Source organism: Nocardioides faecalis (assembly GCF_018388425.1).
GTDB classification, from domain to species: domain Bacteria; phylum Actinomycetota; class Actinomycetes; order Propionibacteriales; family Nocardioidaceae; genus Nocardioides; species Nocardioides faecalis.
On the sequence record NZ_CP074406.1, the window covers coordinates 181,863 to 207,483 of the forward strand.

20 protein-coding genes are annotated in these 25,621 nt (G+C 72.9%); 1 reads left to right on the forward strand and 19 read right to left on the reverse strand.

From position 1 onward, the window contains the following. Window positions 1–67: 67 nt before the first annotated feature. The 3 genes from KG111_RS00800 to KG111_RS00810 are packed head-to-tail and all read right to left on the reverse strand — an operon-like array spanning window position 68 to window position 4,407. Window positions 68–1,162: a lipocalin-like domain-containing protein gene (locus tag KG111_RS00800; RefSeq protein WP_205292442.1), complete on the reverse strand. Its 1,095-nt coding sequence runs from the start codon at window positions 1,160–1,162 to the stop codon at window positions 68–70. A 31-nt stretch (window positions 1,163–1,193) separates the two neighbouring features. Next, entirely contained in the window at window positions 1,194–2,486 is a 1,293-nt protein-coding gene (locus tag KG111_RS00805) for an oxygenase MpaB family protein (protein ID WP_205292443.1), read from the reverse strand. A 31-nt stretch (window positions 2,487–2,517) separates the two neighbouring features. Beyond that, window positions 2,518–4,407 (reverse strand): multicopper oxidase family protein, encoded by a 1,890-nt coding sequence (locus KG111_RS00810; RefSeq protein WP_205292444.1) that lies wholly within the window; start codon window positions 4,405–4,407, stop codon window positions 2,518–2,520. 148 nt (window positions 4,408–4,555) lie between these two features. Between KG111_RS00810 and KG111_RS00815 the strand changes: the two genes are divergently transcribed. Next, window positions 4,556–5,197, forward strand: a complete 642-nt coding sequence (locus KG111_RS00815; protein ID WP_205292445.1) for a TetR/AcrR family transcriptional regulator — start codon at window positions 4,556–4,558, stop codon at window positions 5,195–5,197. Here KG111_RS00815 and KG111_RS00820 read toward each other — a convergent pair. The 16 genes from KG111_RS00820 to KG111_RS00895 all read right to left on the reverse strand — a co-directional run bounded on the left by KG111_RS00820 (window position 5,187) and on the right by KG111_RS00895 (window position 25,621). Continuing rightward, window positions 5,187–6,116 (reverse strand): hydroxymethylglutaryl-CoA lyase, encoded by a 930-nt coding sequence (locus KG111_RS00820; protein WP_205292446.1) that lies wholly within the window; start codon window positions 6,114–6,116, stop codon window positions 5,187–5,189. The two genes, KG111_RS00815 and KG111_RS00820, sit on opposite strands and share 11 nt — an antisense overlap. After that, window positions 6,113–7,984 (reverse strand): hydantoinase B/oxoprolinase family protein, encoded by a 1,872-nt coding sequence (locus KG111_RS00825; protein ID WP_205292447.1) that lies wholly within the window; start codon window positions 7,982–7,984, stop codon window positions 6,113–6,115. The genes KG111_RS00820 and KG111_RS00825 overlap by 4 nt, the downstream gene beginning before the upstream one ends. Window positions 7,985–7,987: 3 nt before the next feature. Next, window positions 7,988–10,090 carry a hydantoinase/oxoprolinase family protein gene (locus KG111_RS00830; protein WP_213450019.1) on the reverse strand — a complete coding sequence of 701 codons (2,103 nt, stop codon included), beginning with the start codon at window positions 10,088–10,090 and terminating at the stop codon, window positions 7,988–7,990. 12 nt (window positions 10,091–10,102) lie between these two features. Further along, the gene (locus KG111_RS00835) at window positions 10,103–11,317 is read right to left on the reverse strand and encodes a CaiB/BaiF CoA transferase family protein (protein ID WP_205292449.1); all 1,215 of its coding nucleotides are present in this window, start codon (window positions 11,315–11,317) and stop codon (window positions 10,103–10,105) included. A 134-nt stretch (window positions 11,318–11,451) separates the two neighbouring features. Then, window positions 11,452–13,263: a sulfatase family protein gene (locus KG111_RS00840; protein WP_205292450.1), complete on the reverse strand. Its 1,812-nt coding sequence runs from the start codon at window positions 13,261–13,263 to the stop codon at window positions 11,452–11,454. A gap of 176 nt (window positions 13,264–13,439) precedes the next feature. After that, on the reverse strand, window positions 13,440–13,973 hold the full coding sequence (locus tag KG111_RS00845) for a hypothetical protein (RefSeq protein WP_205292451.1): 534 nt from the start codon (window positions 13,971–13,973) through the stop codon (window positions 13,440–13,442). Next, window positions 13,970–14,509, reverse strand: a complete 540-nt coding sequence (locus KG111_RS00850; protein WP_205292452.1) for an Rv1363c family protein — start codon at window positions 14,507–14,509, stop codon at window positions 13,970–13,972. Before KG111_RS00850 ends, KG111_RS00845 begins: the two co-directional genes overlap by 4 nt. A gap of 3 nt (window positions 14,510–14,512) precedes the next feature. Continuing rightward, on the reverse strand, window positions 14,513–15,970 hold the full coding sequence (locus tag KG111_RS00855; protein WP_205292453.1) for an MCE family protein: 1,458 nt from the start codon (window positions 15,968–15,970) through the stop codon (window positions 14,513–14,515). Beyond that, the gene (locus KG111_RS00860; RefSeq protein WP_205292454.1) at window positions 15,967–17,244 is read right to left on the reverse strand and encodes an MCE family protein; all 1,278 of its coding nucleotides are present in this window, start codon (window positions 17,242–17,244) and stop codon (window positions 15,967–15,969) included. The genes KG111_RS00855 and KG111_RS00860 overlap by 4 nt, the downstream gene beginning before the upstream one ends. Then, window positions 17,241–18,530: an MCE family protein gene (locus KG111_RS00865; RefSeq protein WP_205292455.1), complete on the reverse strand. Its 1,290-nt coding sequence runs from the start codon at window positions 18,528–18,530 to the stop codon at window positions 17,241–17,243. Before KG111_RS00865 ends, KG111_RS00860 begins: the two co-directional genes overlap by 4 nt. Next, window positions 18,527–19,642, reverse strand: coding sequence for an MCE family protein (locus KG111_RS00870; RefSeq protein ID WP_205292456.1), 1,116 nt, complete (start codon window positions 19,640–19,642; stop codon window positions 18,527–18,529). The genes KG111_RS00865 and KG111_RS00870 overlap by 4 nt, the downstream gene beginning before the upstream one ends. After that, entirely contained in the window at window positions 19,639–20,745 is a 1,107-nt protein-coding gene (locus KG111_RS00875; protein WP_205292457.1) for an MCE family protein, read from the reverse strand. Before KG111_RS00875 ends, KG111_RS00870 begins: the two co-directional genes overlap by 4 nt. Further along, window positions 20,742–22,277: an MCE family protein gene (locus KG111_RS00880; protein ID WP_205292458.1), complete on the reverse strand. Its 1,536-nt coding sequence runs from the start codon at window positions 22,275–22,277 to the stop codon at window positions 20,742–20,744. Before KG111_RS00880 ends, KG111_RS00875 begins: the two co-directional genes overlap by 4 nt. Before the next feature lie 4 nt (window positions 22,278–22,281). Then, entirely contained in the window at window positions 22,282–23,115 is an 834-nt protein-coding gene (locus tag KG111_RS00885; RefSeq protein ID WP_205292459.1) for an MlaE family ABC transporter permease, read from the reverse strand. Beyond that, window positions 23,115–23,903 carry an MlaE family ABC transporter permease gene (locus tag KG111_RS00890; protein WP_249666238.1) on the reverse strand — a complete coding sequence of 263 codons (789 nt, stop codon included), beginning with the start codon at window positions 23,901–23,903 and terminating at the stop codon, window positions 23,115–23,117. Before KG111_RS00890 ends, KG111_RS00885 begins: the two co-directional genes overlap by 1 nt. A 200-nt stretch (window positions 23,904–24,103) precedes the next feature. Next, complete coding sequence (locus KG111_RS00895; protein WP_205292460.1) at window positions 24,104–25,621, reverse strand: sodium/solute symporter; 1,518 nt, start codon at window positions 25,619–25,621, stop codon at window positions 24,104–24,106.

Consider the following 25,621-nt stretch of genomic DNA (forward strand, 5'->3'; position numbering starts at 1 on the left):
GGCCCGTACGTGGAGCACCGCCGGACGCGGGCCGCCCCCCACGAGCGGACCCACGCCCGACGGCGGATCAGGTGAGCGCGACCAGCTCGTGCAGCGTCGTACCGGTCTCGACGGTGGTCGCGCCGTCGACGGTGACCCTCAGCTCGAAGTCGGAGAGGAAGCGGAAGTAGCCGGGCTGGCCGACGACCTTGTGGATGATCGGCTTCAGCAACGCACCGCCGACCTTCGTGCCGACGACGGGGATGTCGTCGAGCAGGTCGTGGCCGTGGATGACGTCCTTGACGTTCAGCTGCAGGGTCACCTGGGCGTCGGTGACGCCGTCCCCGGAGGCCTCGGTCTCCATCCGGATCCAGGTCGGGTAGCTGCGGCGGGCATCCGCGTTGTACGCCGTGGGGCCCTCGGTCAGCGTGAGCTCGCCGGTGGACAGGATGATCTCGCCGTCCATCGCCAGCATCAGCGGCTGCGACTGGTGGTGGTCGAACCGCTTCTGGGTGCCGACCATCGCGTAGATCAGCGAGAACCGGTCGGTGTAGAGCCGGCCCCAGTGCCAACGCTCGATGACGCGGGTCATGTTGCCCACGCCCCAGTTGTGGTCGGCGTACCCGAGGCCGTCGACCGGGATGTCCTCCCCGTCGATCGACAGCGTCCCGCTGACCTTCGCCCGCGGGGCGGGCACCACCCAGGCGAAGAAGTCGGTGTCGCCGTACTTGGTGTAGCCCTCGCCGGGCATCCACGAGGGCAGCTCGTTGGTGAAGGTGAAGTCGAACTCGATGCCGTCCTCGGCGACCTGCACCCGGTGCACCGGCAGCGGGTCGGTCGAGACCAGCTCGCAGGTGTTGTGCGCGACCCGGGCCCGGCACTGCTCCGCGGACGCCTCGAACGCCATCCGCGGGTAGTGCTTGATGATCTGGCGGCGCGTGCCGTCGGGGAAGTAGACGACGATCTCGACCACCGGCTTGGAGTTCGGCGGCTCCTCCGGGCGGCGCTTCTGCAGGAACACGACGACGGTGTGGCCGGTGTCCAGGCGCGCGTCGAAGTACCAGTGTTCGAAGGCCCACTTCGAGTCGCTGGGGTGCAGCGCGTTGTTCTTGGGCTCGACGACGGTCAGCTTGCCGTCCTTGCTGCCGGGGCCGTTCCAGCCCTCGGTGATGGTGATCGCCACGTGCGGTCGTCCTGTCTGTGGATGGGTCTGGTCAGCGGCGCAGCGAGCTGCTGGCGTCGAACTCGGCCTGGCGGCCCTCCATCTGGGCCTCCCACCACTGCCGGCGGTGGGCGTCCATGAGGTTGCCGTGCAGCTCCTTGAGCACGGGCAGCCGGCGCAGCAGCTCCACCGTGGTCATCAGCGGCCACCGGGCGGCGATGATCAGCAGCCACGGGAACGCTGGCGGCATGTCGTACATCTTGTACGTCTCCGGGGCCATCCAGAGCCGGCAGTAGGCGGAGTAGATCCGGTAGTTGTACGCCGCCCGCAGCCGCTTGAGCCCCTTCTGGCCCTCGCGCGGCGCGAACGCCCGGGGGAAGGACTCGATGAGCTCCTTGCCCGCCGCGCCGGCGTCGTAGCTGCGCGCCGCGGTGGTCATCATCAGCGTCTGGACCTGCTCCAGGATCGTCTCCGGAGCCCACCGGGGCTGCACGCCCAGCAGGTGGCCCATGTAGCGGTTGAAGTGGATCAGCGCCCGCATCTCCTTGGGCGTGGTCTGCACCCCGGCCAGCCACAGCATCAGCGACGGCGCGACGGCGCCGCCGATCTGCGTCATCTGCTCGTACGTCTGGCTGATCGGCAGGCCCCAGCCGTCGAAGTCCCACTCCGGGTGCTCGCCGACCCGCTTGCGCACGGCCACGTGCATGACGCGGACCTGCATCGCGGTCTTGCGGGCCTGGGAGTTCTTCTCGAACAGCTGGCCGGGCTGGGAGACGTCGATCCAGAACTTCGACGTCTCCAGGAAGCGGCGCAGCGCGTTGTCGCCGGCGTAGCCGCCCGAGAGCGACAGCGGCATCGCCACTGCGCCCTCGGTGTAGATCTCCAGCGTGATCGCGCCGGCGACGCTGAACAGCATCGTGCCCCAGCGCCGCCACACCGCCGCGCCCTGCTCGACCAGGTCGCGGTCCACCCACTCCGGCACGGTCTCCAGCTCGGCGAACAGCTCCCGCATCGACTCCGGGGCCTCCGGGACCGTCTCGATGCCGTGGTCGAGGGCCTGGTCCAGCATCGCCCGGCCCTTGCGGTGCCCGAACTCCTTGCCGAAGAACACCTCGGCGACGAAGCGCTCGGCCACCGGGTCGCCGGCGAACTGGTCCTCGCACAGCATCCGGGCCTGCTCGTCGGTGGGGAACAGGTCGTGGCCGGTGAGCTTGCGGAACAACGCGCGGCGACGCTGCCACTGCGGCAGGTCCTTGCGCTCCCAGTACTTGAACCGGGTCGGGCAGACCTCGCCGGGTGCGCCGGTCGGGGCGGGGGCGGTGGTGACGTCGGTGGCAGTGCTCATCGCGAGCTCCTTCGATCGGTGACGTGGGTCCTCATGGCGCCACCACCCGCAACGGCAGCATCATGTCGTGGTCCTCGTGGTCGAGCATGTGGCAGTGCCACAGGTAGCCGCGGACCTTGCCGTCCGCGGTGGTCGCACCGCCGCCGGGGCCGGTCTCGCCGGTGCCGGCGCCCGAGCCGCTGCCCGAGCTGGTGCCGTGGCCGGCGTGGCCGTCGCCGGCCAGCTCGGCGCGGGCGGTGGCGCCCTGCGGGGTGAAGGCGAGGTCGGGGTCGAAGCCGAGCTCCTCGGCCGTCGGCCAGTGCACCAGCACCCGGGTGACGGAGTTGCCGTCGGACAGGACCGTGTCCTTGAGGCCTGCCTCCCAGGCCGCCGGCGGCGTGGGGGTGCCGGTGACGAACCGGTCGGGGTCGGGGGTCCACCGCTTGCCGTGCAGCGGACGAGGGTTGGCCAGCTGGTAGGCGGTGCTGCGCAGCGCCTGGCGCTCCAGGATCCGCGCGTGCACCAGGTGCACGTGGATCGCGTGCGGGTCCGGGGTGATGTTGACCAGCTCCCAGATCTCGGTGGTGCCCTGCACCGGCTTCTCGATGTCGGTGGTGGTGAAGCCCAGGTTGTTCAGGCTCATCAGCGCCGGCGGCAGCCGCACGTCGGTGTCCTGGAGCACGGTGAGCACCCGGCGTCGTACCGGCCGGGTGAGGGGGGCCAGCGCCGGCGGGCGGTTCCGCCCGCCGCGCAGCCGCGCCGGTACGGCGCCGGTGAAGCCGCGCGCGGAGGTGGCGGTGAAGCGGCAGAACAGCGGCATCGTGACCTCGCCGAGGATCGCGGCCTGGCCGGGAGGCTTCTCGTCGTTGCGCAGCTCGACGCTCTCGCCGGGGCGCAGCCCGGAGAAGTCCACCAGGATGTCGACCCGCTCGGCCGGGGACAGCCGCAGCGCGGTGGTGGCGACCGGGGCGTCGAGCAGCCCGCCGTCGTTGCCGATCACCCAGAACCGCATCCGGTTGGAGAAGAACAGCCGCCACACGCTGAACGAGCCGGCGTTGATCACCCGGAACCGGTAGAGCCCGCGGGCCACCGGCAGCTCGGGCCACACCACCCCGTTGACCAGGCCGACGTCGCCGACCGCGCCGCCCTCCCACTTGCCCTCCGGCACGATCCAGGTGGAGCGGATGTTCAGGGTCCCGCCGGGGCCGAAGATCTTCTCCTGCAACACCAGCGGGACCTCGAAGTCACCGGCCGGCAGGCCCAGCGGGTTGTCCGGGCGCCCGGTGTCGAACTCGTCGCGGACCAGGTTCATCCCGGCCAGGCCGGCGGCGACGTTGAGCCGCGTCGTGGCCATGGAGTGGTCGTGGTACCACAGGTGGGTGGCCTCCTGGCGCACCGGGAACTCGTAGGTCAGCTGCTCGCCCGGCGCCACGAAGTCCAGCGGGTGGCCGTCCGCCTCGGGCGGGGTGACGCCGCCGTGCAGGTGGGTGCTGGTGCGCGGCCGGGTGCCGAAGTCGTGCGGCACGTTGTGCAGCGAGTGGTCGACGTCCTTGGCGAGGGGGTGGGCGCCGAGCTCGTTGCGGGTGCGCAGCCGCCACGGCTGGTCGCGGTGGCTGATGAGCGTGGGGCCGAGGTGGGTCTCGTCGCCGTACGCGAACGACGGCACCCGGTCCCAGTCGCGGTGGAAGCGGTGCATGGTGTTGCGCGCGGTGACGGTGACGTCGCTGCTGTCGATCACCTGCGGCACCGGCATGGTGTCGCGGAACGGCGCGACGTCGGGGGAGTGGAACAGCAGCGGCGACTTCAGCCATCGGGTCAGGCCGCCGCCCGTCGTGTCCGCGCCCGCCGCCGGGCCGGCCGAGCGCAGCAGGGCGCCCGCCCCGAGCAGGCCGGTCGCCGTGAGCAGGCCGCGCCGGCTGAGCGGCGACATCGGTGCGGGCATCGTTCCCCCTTGGTCCATGCGGCGACCAGCGCTGGCCGCCGTCGGGAGCCTAACCGAAAACCGTACATATGTGTACGGTTGGTTCATCGGTGGTCCTCCGCCCACCTGGTCGTGACGGCGCGGGGGTGTCGCTGAGAGGCTGGTGCCCGTGAGCACGAAGGACGAGGTGCCGGCCGCCACCCTGGACCCCAGCCCGGCCGCCGCCCCGGCGCAGACCCCCGCGCGGACCCCGGCGCCGGTACGGCGTTCCCGGGGCAGCCGGCTGTCCCGGGACGACTGGGCGGCCGCGGCGCTGGAGGTCCTCGTCGCCGACGGCATCGCGGGAGTCGACATCAACGCGGTCTGCAAGCACGCCGGGGTGACCCGGGGCAGCTTCTACTGGCACTTCTCCGACCTCGGTGCGCTGCACGCCGCGATGGCCGAGCGGTGGTGCGCCGAGACCCGGGAGGCGATGCGCAACCTCGCCGAGCTGGACCGGCTGCCTCCGCGCGAGCGGCTGCAGGCGATGACGCTGCACCTGGTCGACGACTCCAACTGGGGCGTGGAGCGGGCGCTGCGGGAGTGGGCGCGCTCGGAGCCGAGCGTCGCCGAGGTGATCGCCGAGGGCGACCGGTTCGTGTTCTCGCTCGTCGAGGGGGCGCTGCTGGAGCTGCGCGGCGAGGCGTCCGAGGCGCGGGTGCTGGCCGGGCTGCTGGTCTATGCCGGCATCGGCTTCGCGCACGGCCAGGCCGGCCTGCCCAAGCCGACCGCCGAGGAGATCGAGGAGCTGCTCCGGCTCGTCACCGGCTGAGGGGTCCTCGGGCGCCGGCCGGGAACCCGCCGGCGCGCAGCAGCGCACCGGGCAGGTGCTTGTCGAGGCGCCCCTCCAGCCAGCCGGCGGCGTCGGTGACCTCGTCGAGGTCGAGGCCGGTGGCCACGCCCATCCGGTCGAACAGGTACACGAGGTCCTCGGTGGCGACGTTGCCCGTGGCGTTCGGCGCGAAGGGGCAGCCGCCGGCGCCGCCGATGCTGGCATCGAGGCGGGTGACGCCGGCCTGCACCGCGGCGACCGCGTTCGCGACGCCGGTGTGCCGGGTGTCGTGCAGGTGCACCCGCAGCGCCACGTCGTCCCCGACCACGTCCCGGGCCAGGGCGAACCGGGCCGCGACGTCGGTGGGCACCGCGACCCCGATGGTGTCGGCGAGGGACAGCTCGTCGGCACCGGCGTCGGCGACCCGGTCGAGCACGTCGCGCAGCCGGGCCGGCGACACCTCGCCCTCGAACGGGCAGCCGAAGGCCGCGCCGACGGTGATCGTGGTGAACATCCCCGCGGCCCGGGCCTCGGCGACGATCCCGGTCGCCGCCGCCACCATCTCCGCGGTGTCCACGCCCTGGTTGCGCCGGCAGAAGGTGTCGGTGGCGACGACGACCACGTCCACCTCGTCCACCCCGGCGGCCAGCGCCCGGTCCAGGCCGCGCCGGTTCATCACCAGCCCGGCGTACGAGACGCCCTCGTGCCGCGGCACCGCGGCCATCAGCTCGTCGGCGTCGGCCATCTGCGGCACCCGCTTCGGGTTCGCGAAGCTGGTGACCTCGATCCGCCGCGCGCCGGCACGCACCGCCCGCTCGACCAGCTCGACCTTGTCCTCGGTGGACAGCAGCGTCGCCTCGTTCTGGAGCCCGTCGCGCGGCGCCATCTCGATGACGTCGACGCGCGATTCCGGGCTCACAGCGGCACCGGCGGACGGGGACGGGGCAGCCCGGTCTCCTCCTCGCAGCGGTCCAGGATCGTGGCCAGGTCCGGGCCCATGTCGAAGGTCGGCAGCGGGTCGGGCCGGCCCTCGCCCATCTCGGCGCGCAGCGCGTCGGTGGCCTCGGTGTCCACGGCGCCGCGCTCGTCGCAGACCACGCCGAAGCGGCGCGCGCCCTCGGCGGTGACCAGGCCGCGGCGTACCTCCAGCGCGACCAGGTCGGGGTCGCGGGCCAGCGGGTCGCCCCAGCCGCCGCCGCCCCAGGTCACGAAGTGCAGCACCTCGCCGGCCCGGACGGTGAAGTCGTGCAGCTTGCTGGGCAGGATCTCGGTGCTGCCGTCGGGCCGCTCGACCCACTTGCGGCCGCGGGCGCCCGGCGCTCCGCCGTTGACGCCCCACGGGTAGGTCAGCCAGCGGTCGTCGTGGATCGCGATGGTGCCGTCCTCGAGGAACCGGTAGGCCACGTCCACCCCGTTGCCGCCGCGGTGCAGTCCGGCGCCGCCGGTGTCGGCGACGGTCTCCCAGCGCTCGATGCGCAGCGGGTAGTAGGACTCCAGGTACTCGCACGGGATGTTGACGAACGAGGGCCACAGCGAGTGGCCGTCCGGGCCGTCGCCGATCGGGCGGCCCGGGATGCCGCCGAAGCCGATCGAGTAGAGCTGGAACCACTCGCCCTTGCGCTCGCCCTCGCCGTAGGTGCCCGAGTACATGAAGTGCGGTGAGGAGGAGAACCCGGCGGCGTTGAGCAGGGCGGGGTTCATCTGCCCGAGCAGGCCGCCGAAGAGGTCGAAGATGCGGCCGATCCCGTGGTTGCGGGCGTTCAGCGCGGCGGGGTACTTCGGCTTCCAGAACGACTCCTCGGGGATCTCGACGTCGACCAGCGGGTAGAAGCCGTCGTTCCAGAGGATCTGCGGGTCGGCGACGGTGATCATGTAGATCCCGAAGAACATCCGCGCCAGGTTCTCGTTGATGTAGTAGTTGATCGGCCCCTTGGCCTGCGGGCTGCTGCCGGAGAAGTCGAGCAGCACCTTCTCCCCGGTGCGGGTCAGGCTGAGCTTGAGCTCGTACGGCCCGTAGCCGACGCCGTCGTCGCAGATGTAGTCGGTGAACGAGATCGTCCGGCCGTCCTCGAACACCTCCTGGAGCAGGATCTTCATGGCGTCGTAGTTGCGCTGCAGCAGCGCGTCGAGCGCCGAGGTGTAGGTGTCCACGCCGAAGCGGGCGCACATCTCCTGCACCCGGCGCGACGCCGTGCGGCAGGCGGCGACGATGCCGTTCAGGTCGGCGCGGTTCCAGTCCGGCTTGCGGACCTGGTTGAGGATGATGCGCAGCGCGTCCGCGTCCAGCACGCCCTTCTTGTAGAGCTTGAAGGGCGGGATGATGACGCCCTCCTCGAAGATCGTGCGGGCGTCGGTGGGCATCGAGGCCGGCGTCTTGCCGCCCACGTCGGACATGTGGCCGAACATCGAGGCCCAGCCGACGATGCGGCCCTCGAAGTAGATCGGCATCACCACCAGCCAGTCGTTGGCGTGGCTGATCGCGGCGCCGCACGAGTACGGGTCCGACGTCAGCAGGACGTCGCCCTCCTCGATGTCGCCGTCGAAGTTGGCCAGGAAGTCGGGGATCGAGAGGCCGAACTGGCCTACGACCATCTTGCCCTCGGGGTCGCCGATGAGCGGGAACTCGTCGTGCTGCTCGCGGATGCCCGGGGACAGCGCGGTGCGGAACAGCACCTCGTCCATCTCGTAGCGGGCGTTGCGCAGCCCGTTCTCGATCAGGTCCAAGGTGACGACGTCGACGTCGACCCGGGTCGGCGACCCGGTGGCGGTCTCGATGAGGCGGGCCATGGCTCAGCCTTCCGGGGTGGGGGCGGTGGTGGGGGGGGCGGGGGTGGAGTCGAGCGGGCGGATCAGCATGCTGCCGCTGGGGTGGACGGTGGCGGCGTGGTCGGGCAGGACGAGGGTGGTGGAGTCCATCTCCACCACGATCGCGGGACCGCGTACGACGTTGCCGGTGCGCAGCTTGGTGCGGTCGTAGATGGCGGCCTCCACCTCGGCGCCCTGCACCCAGATCGGTTGACGCTCCAGCAGCGCGTCGACCGGGTCCTCGCCGCCGTCGGCGAGGGTGGCCGCGGTGACCGAGGGCCGCGGCCCGTGGGCGGTCGCGCGGACGGTCACCAGCTCGTGCTCGTTGTCGAGCACGAACGAGAACAGCCGCTCGTGCTCGATGTCGAAGGAGGCGCGCAGCGAGGCCAGGCCGGCGCCGGCGCCGTCGAAGGCCTCGATGTCGATCGTCACCGGGATCTCGAAACCCTGGCCGTGGTAGCGCAGGTCCGCGGCGTAGACGACGTCCTGGTCGGGCTCGGCGATGCCGTCCTTGACCAGCGTGCCGCGGGCCGCGTCGGCCAGCTCCTCGAGCAGCGTGCGCAGCAGGTCGTCGGTGAGGTCACCGAAGCGGCGCACCAGGGTGCGCACGGACTCGTCGCGCGCGTTGGTGGTCGCGTCGCCGTACGCACACAGCACGCCGGGCGAGGGCGGGATGATGACCGGCCAGGAGCCGGTCAGCCTGCCCAGCGCGTTGGCGTGCAACGGACCCGCGCCACCGAAGGCGACCAGCGCGAAGTCGCGCGGGTCGAAGCCCTGCTGCACCGAGACCAGGCGCAGCGCCCCGAACATGTTCTCGTTGACGATGTCGACGATGCCAGCGGCGGCCGCCTCGACCGACTCCAGGCCGGTCGCCTCGGCGATCGAGGCGACCGCGGCGCGGGCGGCCTCGCGGTCCAGGGTGATCTCGCCGCCGGCGAGCTGGGTCGGCAGGTAGCCGAGCACCACGTTGGCGTCGGTCACGGTCGGCTCGGTGCCGCCGCCCGGGTACGCCGCGGGGCCGGGTGCGGCGCCCGCCGACTGCGGGCCCACCCGCAGCGCCTGCGTCAGCGGCGGCACGTGCGCGATCGAGCCGCCGCCGGCACCGACGGTGCGCACGTCCACCGAGGTGGCGCGGACCTTCAGGTCACCGACCATGGTCTCCCGGCCGATCCGCGGCACGGAGTCCTGCACCAACGCGACGTCGGTGGACGTGCCGCCCATGTCGAACGTCAGGAAGTCGCGGAACCCGGCCTGCTCGGCCACCCACGCAGCCCCGGTGACGCCGCCCGCGGGGCCTGAGAGCAGCAGGTTGACGGGGTTCTCCGCCGCCACCGGGCCGGAGACCAGACCGCCGTCGCTGCGCAGGATCGACAACGAGCCCTCGACGCCGCCGTCGCGCAGCTGCGCCTCGAGGTTCGACACGTAGCGACGCACCTGCGGCTGCACCGCGGCGTTCGCCACCGTGGTGATGGTGCGCTCGTACTCGCGCAGCTCCGGCAGCACGGTGGAGGACAGCGACACCGGCACGTCGGGCAGCTCCTCGGCGGCGATCTCGCCGATGCGTCGCTCGTGGGTGGGGTTGGCGTAGGAGTTGATCAGGCTGACGCTCAGCGCCTCGACGCCCGCCTCGCGCAGGTGGGCCAGGCCGCGTCGTACGTCGTCCTCGTCGAGCTCGGTCACGACCGAGCCGTCGGCACCGATCCGCCCGCGCACCTCGACGGTGTCCTCCAGCGCGGCCAACGGCTCGGGCTTGGGCCAGATGATCCAGCCGGCCAGCCCGCCGGGCACGAAGGAGCGGGCTATCTGCAGCACCTGCCGGAACCCGTCGGTGGTCACCAGGCCGACCCGGGCGCCCTTGTTCTCCAAGATCGCGTTGGTCGCCACGGTGGTGCCGTGGAAGACCTCGGCGATCTCCTCCATGGTGATGCCGGCAGAGGAGCACACCTTCTCGATGCCACGCAGCACGCCGACGGACTGGTCGGCCGGCGTCGAGGCGGTCTTGGCCCGATGGGTCTCGCCGGTGTCCTCGTCGATGAGCAGGATGTCGGTGAACGTGCCTCCCACGTCCACGCCGAGCCGGTAGGTCATGTCGTCGTCCTCTCAGATGATGCCGGCCGAGCGCAGCGACGAGAGCTCGTCGTCGTCGATCCCCAGCAGGTCGCGGTAGATGTCGTCGTTGTGCTCGCCCAGCCGCGGTCCCACGTGGCGCACCCGGCCGGGGCTCTCGGACAGCTTCGGGACGACGTTGTGCATGGCGAGCTCGCCCAGGTCGGGGTGGGTGAGCCGGACGATCGCCTCGCGCGCGGCGAAGTGCGGGTCGGTGAGCATGTCCGCGGCCTTGTAGATGCGGCCGGCGGGGACCCCGTGCTCGTGGAGCAGCTCCAGCAGCGCGTCGGCGGGCTGGGTGGCGGTCCACCGGGCGATCAGCTCGTCGAGCTCGGCCATGTGGTGCCCGCGGGCGCCGTGGGTGGCGTAGCGCTCGTCGGTGGCCAGCTCGGGGCGGTCCATGGCGGCGGCCAGGCGGCGGAAGACCGTGTCCTGGTTGGCCGCGACGAGCACCATCTCGCCGTCGGCGGTGGGGTAGACGTTGCTGGGTGCGACGTTGGGCAGCGTGGTGCCGGTGCGCTCGCGTTGGTAGCCCGCGACCTGGTACTCCGGGATCAGCGACTCCATCATCGCCAGCACCGCCTCGTAGATCGCGGAGTCGACGACCTGCCCGCGGCCGGTGCGCTCCCGCTGGTGCAGCGCGACCAGGGTGCCGAGGCAGGCGAACGTCGCGGCCAGCGAGTCGCCCAGCGAGATGCCGGCGCGTGCGGGCGGGCGGTCGGGGTCGCCCGTCACGTAGCGGATGCCGCCCATCGCCTCGCCGATCGAGCCGTACCCGGCCCGCGAGGCGTAGGGACCGGTCTGGCCGAAGCCGGTGACCCGGGTGACGACCAGCCGGGGGTTGGTCTCCCACAACCGCTCGGGAGCCAGGCCCCACCGCTCGAGGGTGCCGGGCCGGAAGTTCTCGATCAGCACGTCGGCCTTCTCGAGCATCCGGCGGACCAGGTCCTGGCCCTCGGCGGTGCGCAGGTCGGCGGTGACGGACTTCTTGTTCCGCGCCACCACCGGCCACCACAGCGAGCGGCCGTGCGGCTTCTCCCGGCCCCACTGGCGCATCGGGTCGCCGGACGCGGGGTCCTCGACCTTGATCACCTCGGCCCCGAAGTCGCCGAGCAGCTGCCCGCAGAACGGGCCCGCCAGCAGCTGCCCCAGCTCGACCACGCGGACGTCGTCGAGCGGGAGGGTCTCGTGGGTCTCCTCGGAGCTCACACCGGCACCCGTTTCGTATACAGGATGGACCGAGAAGTGACGGAGGTCACATCCGGTGCCGTCGAATGTACGAAAGCCCGCGCACGCAGGCAAGGGCGACGGTCAGCCGGCGGGGTCGCCGGCGGGTGGTGCGACTACCAGCCGCCGCCGTACTCCTTGCGCACCCCGCGCCAGTAGGTCGCGGTCAGCGACGCGGCCCGGGTGGGCGTGACGGCGTACGGCGCCGGCATCGGCACCCGGCAGGCGGCGCCGCGGCAGTCCTTGTAGCGGCGCCAGATCCGGTCCAGGTCGCGGCGCACCTTGCGGTAGGCGGGGTCGCGGTAGCGGTTGGTCAGTTGGTTGGGGTCGCGGGCGAGGTCGTAGAGCTCGCCGGCGCGGCTGCGGTAGCGGGTGTAGGAGTACTGCGCGGTGCGCAGGCCGATCGTGGTCCGGGCATCGGAGGCCGCGAAGGCGCTGCCCCGGCGCTTGCGCGGGCCGCTGTGGATCGCCTCGGTCACCACCGGCACGTCCCAGCCGGCGTCGCCGTAGCGCATCGTGCGCCACCGGGAGATGCCGTCGGGGGTCTGCGGCGGGCGCGCCCCGGCGGCGTCGAGGATGGTCGCGGTCAGGTCGACGGTGCTCATCGGGTCGCTGCGGTGCGACCCGTCGCGCATGCCCGGGCCGGTGGCCAGGAACGGCACCCGCAGCGACGGCTCGTGCGCCATCACCTTGCCGGTGCGGATCCGGTGCTCGCCGAGGTAGTAGCCGTTGTCGGAGGTGAACATCAGCACCGTGTTGTTCCACTCGCCGCTCTTCTTCAGCGTCGCGACGAGCTTCTTGACCTGCCGGTCCAGCACGAAGACGGCCTCGGCCCGCTGCCGGGTGACCTCGCGCAGCGCCCGCCGCTCGGCGGCGTTGAGGTCGGGGCGCTTGAAGCGTCCGGGCTTGTCGGAGACGCTCGCCTCGGCGGGGCCGCCGTCCTTCGGCATGCCGGCGCCGCGCTTGATCGCCCGGTCGAAGCGGCCCTTGACCCAGCTCGGACGGGCCGGGGTCTGGAACTTCACCAGCTTGCCGTCGTTGCGCCGCACGCTGCCCGGGTCGTCGCCCTCCCTCGGGCCGCCGTGGTGCGGCGCGACGAAGGAGAGGTAGAGGAAGAACGGGTTCGTGCTGCGGTGGTACCTGCGCACCAGCTGGCGGCCGAACCGGCCCACCACGTCGGTCTGGTACTGCCCGCGGTAGCTGTTCTTGATCTTGCCGTTGATGTTGTACGGCGTGTCGAAGTAGTTGTAGGTGCTGCCGTGGATGCCCGCGTCGCCCGGGTTCTCCAGGGCGCCGTACCAGTCGCTCCAGCCGGCGGGCGCGTAGCGCAGCGAGGCGCGGCCGGTGACCTTGGCGCGCATCACGCCGTAGCCGTTGAGGTACTTGCCGACGAAGCCGGTGCGGTAGCCGGCGGCGCGCAGCGAGCCGGCGATGGTGTGGGAGTCGTCGAACGCGCCGAAGCCGTAGGGCCGCTCGTGCCAGTAGACGTGGTGGTTGTGCGCGTAGCGGCCGGTCAGGAACGACGCCCGGGCCGGGCAGCACAGCGGGAACGGCGAGAAGGCGTTGTCGAAGGTGACCCCGTTCTCGCCCAGCACCTTGCGCACCGTCGGGGCGTAGCGCAGGTCGTCGACCCGCATGTCGTCCGCCATCACCAGCACCACGTTCGGGCGCCGGATCGGCTGCTCGGCGGGGCGCCCGTCCTGGCGGGCGTCCCGGTACGCATCGCCGGAGGTCGTGGCCGCGGCCGTGGCCGCGGCGTCGGTGCGGGGCTGGGCCGGGTGCGCGGCGGTCAGCAGCGTCAGCACGCTCGCCACGAGCACCAGTGGCAGCAGCACGAGCAGGGAGCGGGCGCCGGCCGGGCTCTGGGGCCGGCCGGGGTTCGGGGCGGCCTTCTCGGCAGGCTTGTCGGCAGGGTTCTCGGCGGGCACGGCGTCTCCAGCGGGATCTCGGTGGACTCCGGGAACAGACCGAGGGGGAACGAAGTCGGCTCATCCTGCACCAGCAAGCACGACAGTGCGCGCTGTTCTGGGAATGTCCTGGCAGCGCGGCCGGCCCTGCCTGCAGGGTCAGTTCCGGGTCGGCCCGGGTCAGCCCAGAGCGCCGGTCAGAGCGGGTCGACGGAGTCCAGCAGCCAGCGGTCCTCGACGCGGCGCACCCCGACGAGCACCCGGGTCTGGCTGACCTCGACCGGCTCGGCCTTCTTCTTCAGCGCGGCGCTGGACAGCAGCACCTGGTCGACGTACGCCAGCACCACGGCGGCGTCGTCGCCGGAGGAGGAGACCACGCCGGCGGCACGCACGTGCGCCTCGGAGACGGCCTGCTTGCTGGTGGCCAGCGGGCGGACGGTGGCGTCGAAGGTGGTGGCGTACTCCTCGGAGAAGGCGGGCGTCATCACCGCCTTCGCCTCGGCGAGGTCGTCGTCGAGGCGGGTGTGGTCGTAGCCGAGCGCCTCGGGCAGCGCCTCGGCGACCGCCTGCACCGCGCCGTCGGGTGCGGTGGGCACGGTGCCCGCGCGGTAGCGGGCGTCCTCGCCGACCTCGGGGCGCACCGGGTCGGCATCGGTACGGGTCGCCAGCCACCCCACCGCGGTAGCGGCGAGGACCACGGCGACGAGCAGCGCCAGCACCCGGCGGCTCATCCGACCTGCTCCAGCGCTGAGACGAGCCAACGGCCGTCGGTCTCCGCCAGCACCACCCGCATCCGGTAGTGCGCCGTCTGCGCCGCCCCGTTCTCGGCGGTGGTGGTGGCGTCGACGGCGACGAGGACCTGCGCGTCGTCGTCGTGCAGGTACTCCACGGCCGCACCCGACTCCGGGATCGAGGGCGTGATCGTCAGCTTCTTGGTGCGCACCTGCTCGGCGAGCCGCTCACGCTCGGTGGCGTAGGCCTTCGCGAAGTCGCCGGTGGCGAGCTCGGCCATCGCGTCCAGGTCCGCCTCGATGCTGGCGTGGTCCAAGGCGAAGAACGTCTCCGCGGCACTCCGCGCGCTGGTCAGCACCGCCGCCGTCCGGTCGTCGTCGCGCTGGCGCCACCACAGCACGCCGGCGGTGGCCACGAGCGCCACCAGCAGCACGGCCAGCGCGAGGCTGAGGTGTCGCTCGCGGCGGTCCGCGGGCGGCGGTTCGGGTGCTTCAGCTTCGTCCGGGGTGGTCTCAGGCAACTCGTCGACGTCCACGCGTCACTCCTCGAGGTTCCGGGTCAGCAGCCACCCCAGGCCGGAGCCGTCGCCGGCCGCGTCGGTGGATGTGCCGGTCGGGTCGGGCGGGGTCGGGGCGAGCACCTTGGTCGCCCGGCCGTCCGGGGTCACCACGATCCCGCTGGCGGGGTTGAACAGCGCCTGGCCCCAGACCGGTCCGCTGCGACCCAGCGCCCCGGGACCACCCGCGCCCCCGCCCGAGCCGCGGGTGCCGCCCTTGGGTGCGTTCTGGAAGCCGCGCACGTTCGGTCCCGTGGCGTCGTACGGCGAGGAGGAGCACCGGATGTCGTCGGAGACCGGGGCGTCGTCGGGCTGGCGCGGGCCCTTGCCGTCGGCCGGCGTGCCGTCGGGGTTGTACTTCTTCTTCGTCTCGTACCCCTTCGTGCAGGGCGGGGCGAGCGGCACGGTGGGCAGCACGATCGCGATGTGCGCGCTGTAGATCGGGTTGCCCTCGTCGTCGTAGTGGCAGGTCGACTCGACGGCCTTGCCGGTGACCGGGTCGAGGGTGTCGCAGTGCCGCAGGGTCTGGATGTTCTGCTCCAGCACGTGCGGGAAGACGACCAGGCCCTTGCGCAGGTGCGGCAGCCGGTCCGCGGCGACGTCGGTGATCGCGACCAGGTCGTCCAGCAGCCGGGGCAGCGCGGCCTGGTTGTCCTCCAGCAGCCCCTGGAGCGCGGAGCCGGCGCCGATGCCCCGGCGCAGCACGTCGTCCAGGGTGTCGTCGAGGCGGCGCAGCCGGGTGGTGAGGGCGGCCAGGTCGGCCTGCCCGGCCCGGGTCTCGTCCAGCAGGTCCACCTGGGTGTCGAGCACGCGTTGCGCGGAGTCGATGAGGGCGGTGAGGTCGTCGGCGGAGTCCAGGGCGGTGCGGGTCACCGAGTCGGCGTCGTCGAGCACCGAGCCCAGCGCGGGACCGACGCCCTCGAGCCCGAGCGTCGCCTCGTCGAGGATCGTGGCCAGCGCGGCGGGGTCCACCGAGCCGGCGAGGGCGTCCAGGTTGCCGATCAGCTGCGCCAGGTCCGGGGGCGGCGTGGTGGCGGCGAGGGTGACGAGGTCGCCGTCGCCGAGCCGCGGGCCGTCGGCCGAGCGTGGGGTGAGGGCGACGTACTGCTCGCCGATAGCCGACTTGCTGCTCACCGTGGCGGTGAGGTCGGCGGGCACGTCGGCGTCGTGGCGCAGGTCGACGACCACCGTGGAGCCGGTGCCCGGACCGGGCAGCACCTCGACCACGGAGCCGACCCGGGTGCCCAGCAGCTCGACGTCGGCGCGGGGGTAGATGCCGCCGGGGTCGCTGAACTGGATCCGGACCCGGTCGGGGTCGTGCAGGACCCCGGACAGGTCGAAGAACTGGCTGGCGCCGTACGTCGTGGTCGCGGCGATCACCGCGCCGAAGGCGACCAGCTTGAGCCGGACGCTGCGGGTCAGCCGGGTGCTGGAGCTCATCGGCCACCTCCGGTGAGCAGCTCGCCGAGGTCGCGGGGCACGGTCCCGCCGCCCTTCTCGCCCGCCCCGCTCTTCCTGCCCGGGTCGAGCAGCGCGGACAGGTCCAGTGCCTCGCCGAGGCCGCTGGCGGCGTCGTCGAGCAGCGTGGTCAGGTCGAGGTCGGCGAGCACCTCGGCGATGGTGCTCGGCTTCTTCCCGGGCTTGGCGGCGCCGTCGCCGCCTCCGGTGCTCGCCGGTGCGCCGACGGGCGGACCCGGCGTCAGCTCGGCGAGGGAGACCAGCAGCGCGTTGATGGTGTCGACGTCGATCAGCGCCTGGCCGTACATGCCCGCGTAGTCGCCCTTGATCGTCGACAGCGCGTTGCGCGAGAACGGGAACGACGCCACCCGCTCCACGGTGCGCGAGAGCTCGTTCTTCGCGGTGCTCAGCTGCGTGAGCACGGGTTGCAGGTGCTTGAGGTCCGCCACGGTGGCGTCCTTGCTGCGCTTGATCAGCGGCACCGCGGTGCGGGAGAGCCGGGAGAGCCGACGCAGGGTGCGGGTCAGGGCGGGCCGCTGCCGCTCGAGCGCCTCCAGGCCGTCGGGCACGGCGGCCAGCGCCTCGCCGATCACGCCGCGCTGGTCGGCCAGCGTGGTGGAGAGCCGGGCCAGCGCGTCGAGGGCGGTGACCAGGCTGTCGCGGCGGGTGTCCAGGGTCTCGACCAGCGAGGTCAGCCGCCGGGCGGTGGTGCGGACGTCGCCGGGCTGCTCGAGCGCGGCGCTCAGCTCCTCCGCGATCACCTGGATGCTGCCCAGCGAGCCGCCGTTGAGCACCAGCGACAGCGCGCCGAGCACCGTCTCGGTGTCCGGGTGCGCGGTGGTGCGTTCAGCCGGGATGGTGGTGCCGGCGGCCAGCCGGCCGGTGGGTGCCTGCCCGCGCGGCGGGTCGAGGGCGACGTACCGCTCGCCGAGCAGGCTGGTCTCGCGCAGCGTGGCGACCACGTTGCCGGGCAGCTCGACGTCGTCGGAGATCCGGCAGACCACGCGGGCGTGCAGATCCTCGTCCAGCTCGACGGAGGCGATGGAGCCGACCACGGTGTCCCCGGAGCGGCAGGTGGCGTGGGCGACCAGGTTGGTGGCGTCCTCGAGCACGACCACCACCTCGTAGCCGTCGCGGCCCACGCCGCCGGGCAGCGGCAGGTCCTGCGGACCCTCGTAGCCGCACGCGCTCAGGCCGAGCGCCGCGGCGAGGACGACGACCGGGGCCGTGGCGGACCTCTTTCTACGCCACCTCATCGGCCACCTCCCGCGGCCGGGGTGAGCGCGGCGAGGGCGTCGCGGACCGCGGCGACGATGCCACCGAGCGGGCCGGACAGGTCGCCGTCGACCTTGCCCTTGGCGATCGCGGTGAGCAGCACGCCGACGTCGTTGCCGGCGGCCTGCAGCGCGGCGCAGAACGGCACCAGCTGCCGCGCCGCAGGGCTGTCCGCTCCGCCGGAGTAGGCGCCGACCTGGCCGCACACCGAGCTCAGCGTGGAGGACAGCTGCACGCCGAGGTCCTCGGTGAAGTTGCCGCGCAGCGCCAGTGACCCGGTGCGGCCGCCGACCACGCTGCGCTCGGGGTGCGCGGGGTCCCAGTTGTTCGGCGCGTAGATCGCCATCGCGTTGGCGAAGCCGACCGGGACGAGGTCGAGCAGGTCGGTCAGGTCGTCGAGGTGCGCCTCGATGGTGCCGGCGGTGACGGTGAGCCCCTGGATGCTGCCGGTCAGGTGCTTGCGGTTCTTGCGGGTGAACCGCTCGACGTCGGCCAGCGCCCGGGACAGTCCCTTCACCGCGCGGGTCAGCTCGGTGCGCTGGGCGGCGAGCTGGGCGCTGACCTCGGCCAGGCCGAGCACCAGGCGTCGTACCTGGGCGTCGCTGGCGGCCAGGGTGCGGGTCAGCCGGGCCGCGTTGGCGAGGACCCCGGAGGCGTCGGTGTCGATCTTCGCCAGCGTGCCCAGCGCCTGCGACAGGCTGCGCAGCGTCCGGTTGAGCCGGCGCCCGTTGCCCTCGAGCGCCTCCGCGCCGGCCGCGGTCAGCCGGGACAGCGCCCCGTCGGCGTCCGCGCCCTTCGGCCCCAGCGCGGTGGCCAGGTCGTCGAGCTGGGTGAAGGTCTCGTCCAGCTCCAACGGGACGGCCGTGCGGGCCAGCTCCAGCCGCGCGCCGTCGGCGAGCGCGGGCCCGCCCGACCAGGCCGGTGCCAGCTGCACGAACCGGTCGCCCACGATGGAGGGCGGCACGATCGAGGCGGTGACGCCGGGGGGCAGCTTGACGTCGCCGTCGTAGGTCATCCGCACCTCGACCGCGGTGCCCTTCACCTCGATGGAGGTCACCTTCCCGACCCGCACCCCGAGCACCTTCACCGGCGCGCCGGCGTACAGGCTGGTGGTGCGCTCGAAGGTGGCGACCAGGGTGCGCTCGGGCGGGGTGTGCGAGCGGTCCCAGGCCAGCACGCCGGCGACGACCGCGAGCGCGACGGCGAGGCCGAGCACGGCCCGGCCGGCAGGGGAGCGGCCGGAGCCACGACGGGGCAGCAGGCTCATCCGGCACCTCCCAGCGGTCCGGGGGTGGCCGGGCCCAGCGGCAGGCAGGGGGCGGTGCCGCCGTTGAGCGCCTGGTTCAGCTTGGCCAGCACGGGGCTGAGCACGTCGTTGACCACGGTGTCCTCCTCGGAGGTGCACAGGGCGAAGCCGCCGGGGAACTTGATGGTGCCGTCGAACCAGGGCCCGGTGCCACCGACGTTGGTGAACGTCTTGCCGTAGCGGGCGGTGGCCTTGATGGTGGCGCCCAGGTCGTCGCGATGCTCGGAGAGCACCTCCAGCACCCGGTCCAGCTGGGCGAGCATCGGCGTCAGCGCGGCCTCGTTGTCGGTGATGAGCCCGCGCAGCTGTCCGGCGAAGGTGCTGGTGTCGCGGATGATCGCGGCGATCACCCGCTCCCGGCTGCGCAGCATCTCGAGCACGTCGGAGGTGTCGCCGAGCAGCTGGGTCAGCTCCGTGTCGCGCTCGGCCAGCACCCCGGTGACCTCCTCGGCGTCGGCGAAGAGCCGGGCCAGCTCGGCGTCGCGGGAGGCGATGGTCTGCGAGAGCCGACCCAGCCCATCGAGCGCGCCGCGGGCCTCGGGGGCGACCTGCTGCACCACCTCGGTGAGGGAGTCGAAGGCCTCGGCCAGCTTCGCGGTGTCGAGCTCGGCGAGGGTGCCGGTGGCCTGCTGCAGCGTCGGTACGACGTTCATCGGGGTCGTCGTACGCTCCTGCGGGATCGTGGCGCCGGCCTCGAGCCGCTCCGCACCGGCGGGGGAGAGGCTCAGGTAGTGCTGGCCGAGCAGGGTGCGGATCTCGATGCCGGCCCGGGTGTCCTCGCCGATCTCGGTGTCGTCGTCGAGCTCGAAGTCGACGACCACGGTGTCGCGCACCAGCCGGATGCCGGTGACCTTGCCGACCTTGATGCCGGAGATCCGCACCTCCTCACCGCCCTGGAGCCCGGCGGCCTCGGTGAAGACCGCGGAGTAGTGGGTGCCGGCGAACATCGGGATCCGCTCCAGGTTGAACACCAGCAGCGTCAGCGCGACGAACGCGACGATGGCATGCGCGGCGAGCAGGGCGGGGTGGCGGCGCCCGAGCGCGATCAGCGAGAAGCGGCGGTCCCGGCTCACTGCAGGTTCCCCCGTTCGGTGCCGGCGCAGACCGTGGCGCGCTCGTTGGCTGAGAGGCCCGGCGAGGAGAGCAGGTACTCGTTGCCGAGCAGCCGCACGTTGAGCTCCAGGCCGCACACGTAGAAGTTGAAGTAGGAGCCGTAGGAGCCGGTCCGGGTCTGGGCGCGGGAGCGGCGCGGCAGCCGCTGCAGGGACTCCGCGATCACGTCCCGGTCGGCATCCAGGGTCTCCACGACCTCCGCGAGCTGCTCCACGTCGCCGCGCAGCGGGCCGCGCACGTCGGCGATGGCGTCGCCGGAGACCGAGAGCAGGTCGGCCAGGCCGGGCAGCGCGGCGGAGATCTCCTCGCGGTCCTCGGACAGGCCCTGCATCAGGTCACGGAACGTGACGATCAGCCGGGTCAGCCGCACGTCGCGCTCGGCGATCGTGCTCAGCACGGCCCCCAGGTTGTCCACGACGGTGCCGATCACCTCGTCGGCGTCGGCGAGCTCGGCGGTCAGCCCAGCGGTGGCCCGCATCAGCGAGGCGTACGTGGTGCCCTCGCCCTGCAGGGTGCGCACCATCAGGTCCGCCAGCCGGTTGGTCTGCTCGGGGTCCAGGGCCCGGAAGAGCGGCTGGAACCCGTTGAACAGCACCGTCAGGTTCAGCGCCGGGGAGGTGCGGGCGACCTCGATCGTGCTGCCCGGCTGCTGCGGGGTGCCGCCCGGCTCCTCGGTGATCGCCAGGTAGCGGCGCCCGACGATGTTCTCGAACCGCAGCGCCAGCGTCGCGGAGTCGAAGAGCGGCACGTCCTCGTCGACGGTGAACGAGACCCGGGCGTTCCGCGCGCCCCAGTCCGGCTCCGCCTCGCCCGCGCCGGCGAGACGCACCTCGGTGACCCGCCCGACCTCCACACCCGACAGGCGCACCTTGTCGCCCACGGTGACGCCGGTGGCGTCGGTGAACTCGGCATGGAAGGTGCGGCTCGGGGCGAAGGAGACGTTGCCGATGACCGTGGCCAGCAGCCCGAAGAGCAGGATCGTGACGGCGGCGAAGATCGCCATCTTGTACGCCGACGACGGGATCCGCGACTGGGCCCGGACCGCAGGTTCGGGGCGGCTCATGGCACCTCCACCGGGTCGTCGCCCAGCAGCGGCGCGAGCAGCAGCCCGCCGAGCTCGGCACTGCCCGGCGTCGTACCGGAGCCGGAGGCCGTGCCGGCCTCGCCGGTGCCGGGCTTCGTGCCGCCGGTGCGGGCGAGCAGGTCGCGGGCCAGTGCGGTGGCCAGCGCCAGGCGCTGGGCCTCCAGGTCGAGCGGGCCCGCCGCGGTGCCCGCCTTCGTGCCGGCACCCTTCTTCCCGGACCCGGTGCCGGCCTTGGTGCCGGACTGGGCGCCCGCCTGCTCGCGCTCGTTGCTGATCACCTGGTGCGGCATCGGCGGCAGCGAGCGCGGCTGCGCGTCGACGGCCCGGTGGATCTGCTCACCGAACCGCGGGCAGTGCGGCGCCCACGAACGGATCGGGGCGGGCAGGCTGTCCAGGTGCGCCCCCGAGGTCCGCTCGGTGGGCAGGTCCCGCGGCGCGGAGTAGGGCTCGCGGAGCAGGAACATGTCGATCGACAGCAGCACGTAGGGCCCGCGCGAGCCCGTGGTCAGGTTGCCGTGCAGGTCCACCAACCGCAGGCCGTCGATCGAGCAGGCCAGCATCGGGGAGTACTCGTCCAGCAGCGCCAGCAGCGGCTCGCCGCGGGTGACGATGTGGACCAGGTTCTCCCCGTTGGCGGCCAGCACCTCCCGGGTGGTGTCCGACAGGTCGGTCAGCGTGTCCAGGAACCGGCCCAGCCGCTCCTCGGCCGGCACCAGCAGGTCGGTGCTCAGCGCGGTGGCGTTGGCCAGCGTGCGCAGCACGTCGGGAGCCGCGGCGTCGTACCCCTCGAGGACGCGGGCGAGCTGGCGCAGGTCGGCGTCGAGGGTGTCCAGGTGCGGGTCCACCCGCTCCAGCAGCTCGCCGAGGTTGCGCACGGTCTGGTTCAGCTGGGCGCCGCGGCCCTGCACCGTGCTGGCCAGGGTGGTGAGCACGGTGGACAGCTTGGCGGGGTCGACCGCGCGCAGCACCGGCACCAGCTTGGCGTAGACGTCGCCGATCTCGGTCGCGGTCGCCGTCTGCTCGATCACCGCACCGTCGGTGATGCGCGGGCCGGTCGCCCCGACCGCGGCAGCCTCGATCGAGCCACCCGCGTCCCCGGCCCCACCCGTGTCCCCGGCCCCGCCCGCTCCCGGAGCCGCCGCCCGGGGCAGCAGGTCGACGAACTTCTCGCCGAACAGGGTCTTGGGCACGATCGCGGCGTCCACGTCCGCGGGCACGTGGCGCACCTCGTCGGGGTCCAGGCCGAGCTCGATCACGGTGCGCCCCGCCGAGCTCCGCACGCCGCGGACCTCTCCGACCACCCGGCCGGCGATCTTCACGTCGGCGTGGTTGTTGAGCTCCAGCCCGGCATGGGTGGTGACGACCTCGACGGAGACCACCCGCTGCCACGGCAGGTCCTTGGTGAAGGCCGCCACGCACACCCAGACCAGCAGCGCGAGCACCACCAGGTAGCCCACCCCGAGGACGGGGAGGCGGTGTCGCTGCCACAGGCGGGATCCGGTCGTGTGCATGTCGCTAGCCGGCCAGCCGCACGGTCGTCGTGGAGCCCCACAGCGCCAGGCTCAGGAAGAAGTCGGCGACGATGATCATCACGATCGAGAGCCGCACCGCGCGGCCCACCGCGACGCCCACGCCGGCCGGTCCGCCGCTGGCGGTGAAGCCGTAGTAGCAGCACACCATCGTCAGGATCACCGCGAAGACGAGCACCTTGCCGAAGGAGTAGGCCACGTCGATCGGCGGCAGGAACAGGCTGAAGTAGTGCTCGTAGGTGCCGCCCGTCAGCCCGTAGTAGTGCACCGAGACCGCCTGGGTGGAGGCGTAGGTGCCGACCAGCGCGATCAGGTAGAGCGGCACCACCGCGATGAACGCCGCGATCATCCGGGTGGTCACCAGGTAGGGCACCGAGCGCACCGACATCACCTCGAGCGCGTCGATCTCCTCGCTGATCCGCATCGCCCCGATCTGTGCGGTGAAGCCGGCGCCGACGGTGGCGACCAGGGCGTTGCCGGCGATCAGCGGCGCCACCTCGCGGGTGTTGAAGTACGCCGACAGGAACCCCACGTAGGGCTGGATCCCCACCTGCTGCAGGCCCTCGTAGCCGACCAGGCCGACCACCGAGCCGACGGCGACCACCTCGAAGACGAGGATCCCGACGGTGCCGGCGACCAGCACCAGCGCGCCGCGGCCGAAGGAGACCTCGGTCAACAGCCGCCAGATCTCGCCGCGGTGGTGGCGCACCGCGTGCGGCACCCCGCGCAGCACCCGGCCGTAGAACGCGACCTGGCGGCCGAGGTCGGCCAGCACGTCGTACCCGGGGAAGGGACGGGTCTCGGGCGCGGGGGCGCTCATCACAACCCCTTCGGCGGCACGAGCTCGTAGTACACGGCGGTGAGCAGCGCGTTGGCCAGGAAGAGCAGGACGAAGGCGATCACCACGGACTGGTTGACGCCGTCGCCGACGCCGCGGGCGCCGCCCTTGGCGCGCACGCCCTGGTAGGTGGCCACGATGCCGGCGAGGATGCCGAAGAGGAAGGCCTTCAGCTCGCCCACGTAGAGGTCAGGCAGCTGGGCCAGGGCGCCGAAGCTGGCCAGGTAGGCGCCCGGTGAGCCGCCCTGGACCATCACGTTGAACCCGTAGGCGCCGATGATGCCGACGCTGGTGGCGATCGCGTTGAGCAGCGCCGCGACGATGCCCATCGCCAGCACCCGCGGTACGACGAGCCGGTCGATGACGTTGAGCCCGAGCACCTCGAGGGCGTCCAGCTCCTCGCGGATCTTGCGGGAGCCGAGATCGGCGGCGACCGCCGTGCCGGCGGCGCCGGCCACGATCACCACGGTGGCGATCGGGGCGGCCTGCTGCACGATGCCGACCACCGCGACCGCGCCGGTGAACGAGCGGGCGCCGAGCTGGTCGAAGAGCGAGCCGATCTGCAGGGCCAGCACCGCCCCGAACGGGACCGTGATCGCGCAGGCCGGCAGCAGCGAGACCCGGGTGGCGAACCACGCCTGGTCGGACAGCTCGCGCCACGCGAAGGGGCGGCGGAACATGCCGCGGAAGACCTCCATGGCGAAGACGAGCAGCTCGCCCACGGGCACCAGCGGGCGAGCGAGCACGCCGCCGCGGGCCGTGGCGCTCACCTCGGGCCTCCCGGCACGACGCTCTCCTTCGCTCTCTCCCCACCGGTGCGGACACACCGACGCCTGGAACCGTACACATATGTACGGTTTCTGTCTCGCTCCTCCCGTGATGCGGGATACAGGACGCAACGAGGGAGCGCCCGAGCGGGTCACGATCGCAGAACCAGGGCCGGTGTGGGGGCCGGTTGGGAGAACGCTCCTCAGCGGGCGGCGGGGTCGAGCGACTCGGGCGTGTGCAGTCGGACGAGGAACCGGCCCGCGTGTCCGGGCTCCCGGTCCCGGGTGGCCAGCGAGGCGACCACCATGACCGCCGCGGCCAGCGGCACGCTCCACGCCGCCGGCTGCGCCAGCAGCGCCCCGGCCCAGCCCGCCGGCGCGACCCCGGCCAGGGTGAGCACCGCGGCCGAGCCCGCGCCGAGCCCACCCGCGGCCAGCCCGGCCAGCGCTCCGACGTCGGTCAATCGGCGCCACCAGATGCCGAGCACCAGCAGCGGCGCGAAGGTGGACGCGGCCACGGAGAACGCCTGCGAGACCGCCTGGGCGACCCCGACGTCGCGCACCGCCAGCGCGGTCAGCACGGGCACGGTCACCGCCACCACGGCCGCCAGCCGGAACGCCGTCACCCCGCCGCCCCGGCGCTCGCCGACCAGCCGGGAGGTGGCGTCCTGGGTGATCACCCCGGCGACCGCGATCGCCAGCCCGGAGGCGGTGGAGAGGAACGCGGCGAACGCGCCGGCGGTGACCAGCCCGGTGAGCACGTCGCCACCGACGCCGCCGACCATCAGCCGCGGCAGCTCCAGCACCAGCACGTCGGAGCGTCCCTCGGCGAGGATGCTCGCGCCGTAGACCCGGCCGAGGGCGGCGTACACCGGGGGCCACAGGTAGAACAGGCCGAGCAGCGCCAGCACCACCACGGTCGTGCGGCGAGCGGCCCGACCGTCGGGGTTGGTGTAGTAGCGCACCACGACGTGCGGCAGCCCCATCGTGCCGAGGAACAGCCCCAGCATCAGGGAGTACGTCGTGTAGAGCCCGACCGAGCCGGAGCCGGCCACCGGCACCGACCACGCCTCGGCGCCGGTGGTGGCGGCGCCGGGGCGCCCGTCGCCCCACCACACCGCGAGCAGCACGGCCGCGGGCACCAGCAGGGCGGTCAGCTTCAGCCAGTACTGGAAGGCCTGCACGAAGGTCACCGACCGCATGCCGCCGGAGGTGACGTTGGCCAGCACCACGGCGCCCACGACGACCGGGCCCGCCCACTCCGGGGCACCGGTGGCGGTGCGCAGCGTGATGCCGGCGCCCTCGAACTGCGGGATCAGGTAGAGCCAGCCGATCGCGACGACCAGCAGCGAGCAGGCCGCGCGGACGGTGCGGGAGCCGAGTCGCGCCTCGGCGAAGTCGGGCAGCGTGTAGGCGCCCGAGCGGCGGAGCGGCGCCGCGACCAGCACGAGCAGCAGCAGGTAGCCGGCGGTCCAGCCGACCGGGTACCACAGCATCTGCGCCCCGCCCACCACGAGCAGGCCCGCGATGCCGAGGAAGGAGGCCGCGGAGAGGTACTCACCGCCGATCGCGGTGGCGTTGAGGCCCGGGCGCACCGTGCGGGAGGCGACGAAGAAGTCGCTGGTGGTCCGGGAGAACCGCAGCCCCCAGGTGCCGATCGCCAGCGTGACCAGGGTGACGCCGACGACCGCGACCAGGCCGGGGATGGAGTCCGGGCCCAC

Excerpts from the sequence above, each read along its gene's own strand:
- KG111_RS00830 (WP_213450019.1), bottom strand. The coding sequence starts at position 10,090 with ATGACCTACCGGCTCGGCGTGGACGTGGGAGGCACGTTCACCGACATC.
- KG111_RS00805 (WP_205292443.1), bottom strand. The coding sequence starts at position 2,486 with ATGAGCACTGCCACCGACGTCACCACCGCCCCCGCCCCGACCGGCGCA.
- KG111_RS00875 (WP_205292457.1), bottom strand. The coding sequence starts at position 20,745 with ATGAGCCGCCCCGAACCTGCGGTCCGGGCCCAGTCGCGGATCCCGTCG.
- KG111_RS00865 (WP_205292455.1), bottom strand. The coding sequence starts at position 18,530 with ATGAGCCTGCTGCCCCGTCGTGGCTCCGGCCGCTCCCCTGCCGGCCGG.
- KG111_RS00860 (WP_205292454.1), bottom strand. The coding sequence starts at position 17,244 with ATGAGGTGGCGTAGAAAGAGGTCCGCCACGGCCCCGGTCGTCGTCCTC.
- KG111_RS00825 (WP_205292447.1), bottom strand. The coding sequence starts at position 7,984 with ATGGCCCGCCTCATCGAGACCGCCACCGGGTCGCCGACCCGGGTCGAC.
- KG111_RS00810 (WP_205292444.1), bottom strand. The coding sequence starts at position 4,407 with ATGCCCGCACCGATGTCGCCGCTCAGCCGGCGCGGCCTGCTCACGGCG.
- KG111_RS00885 (WP_205292459.1), bottom strand. The coding sequence starts at position 23,115 with ATGAGCGCCCCCGCGCCCGAGACCCGTCCCTTCCCCGGGTACGACGTG.
- KG111_RS00880 (WP_205292458.1), bottom strand. The coding sequence starts at position 22,277 with ATGCACACGACCGGATCCCGCCTGTGGCAGCGACACCGCCTCCCCGTC.
- KG111_RS00845 (WP_205292451.1), bottom strand. The coding sequence starts at position 13,973 with ATGAGCCGCCGGGTGCTGGCGCTGCTCGTCGCCGTGGTCCTCGCCGCT.
- KG111_RS00855 (WP_205292453.1), bottom strand. The coding sequence starts at position 15,970 with ATGAGCTCCAGCACCCGGCTGACCCGCAGCGTCCGGCTCAAGCTGGTC.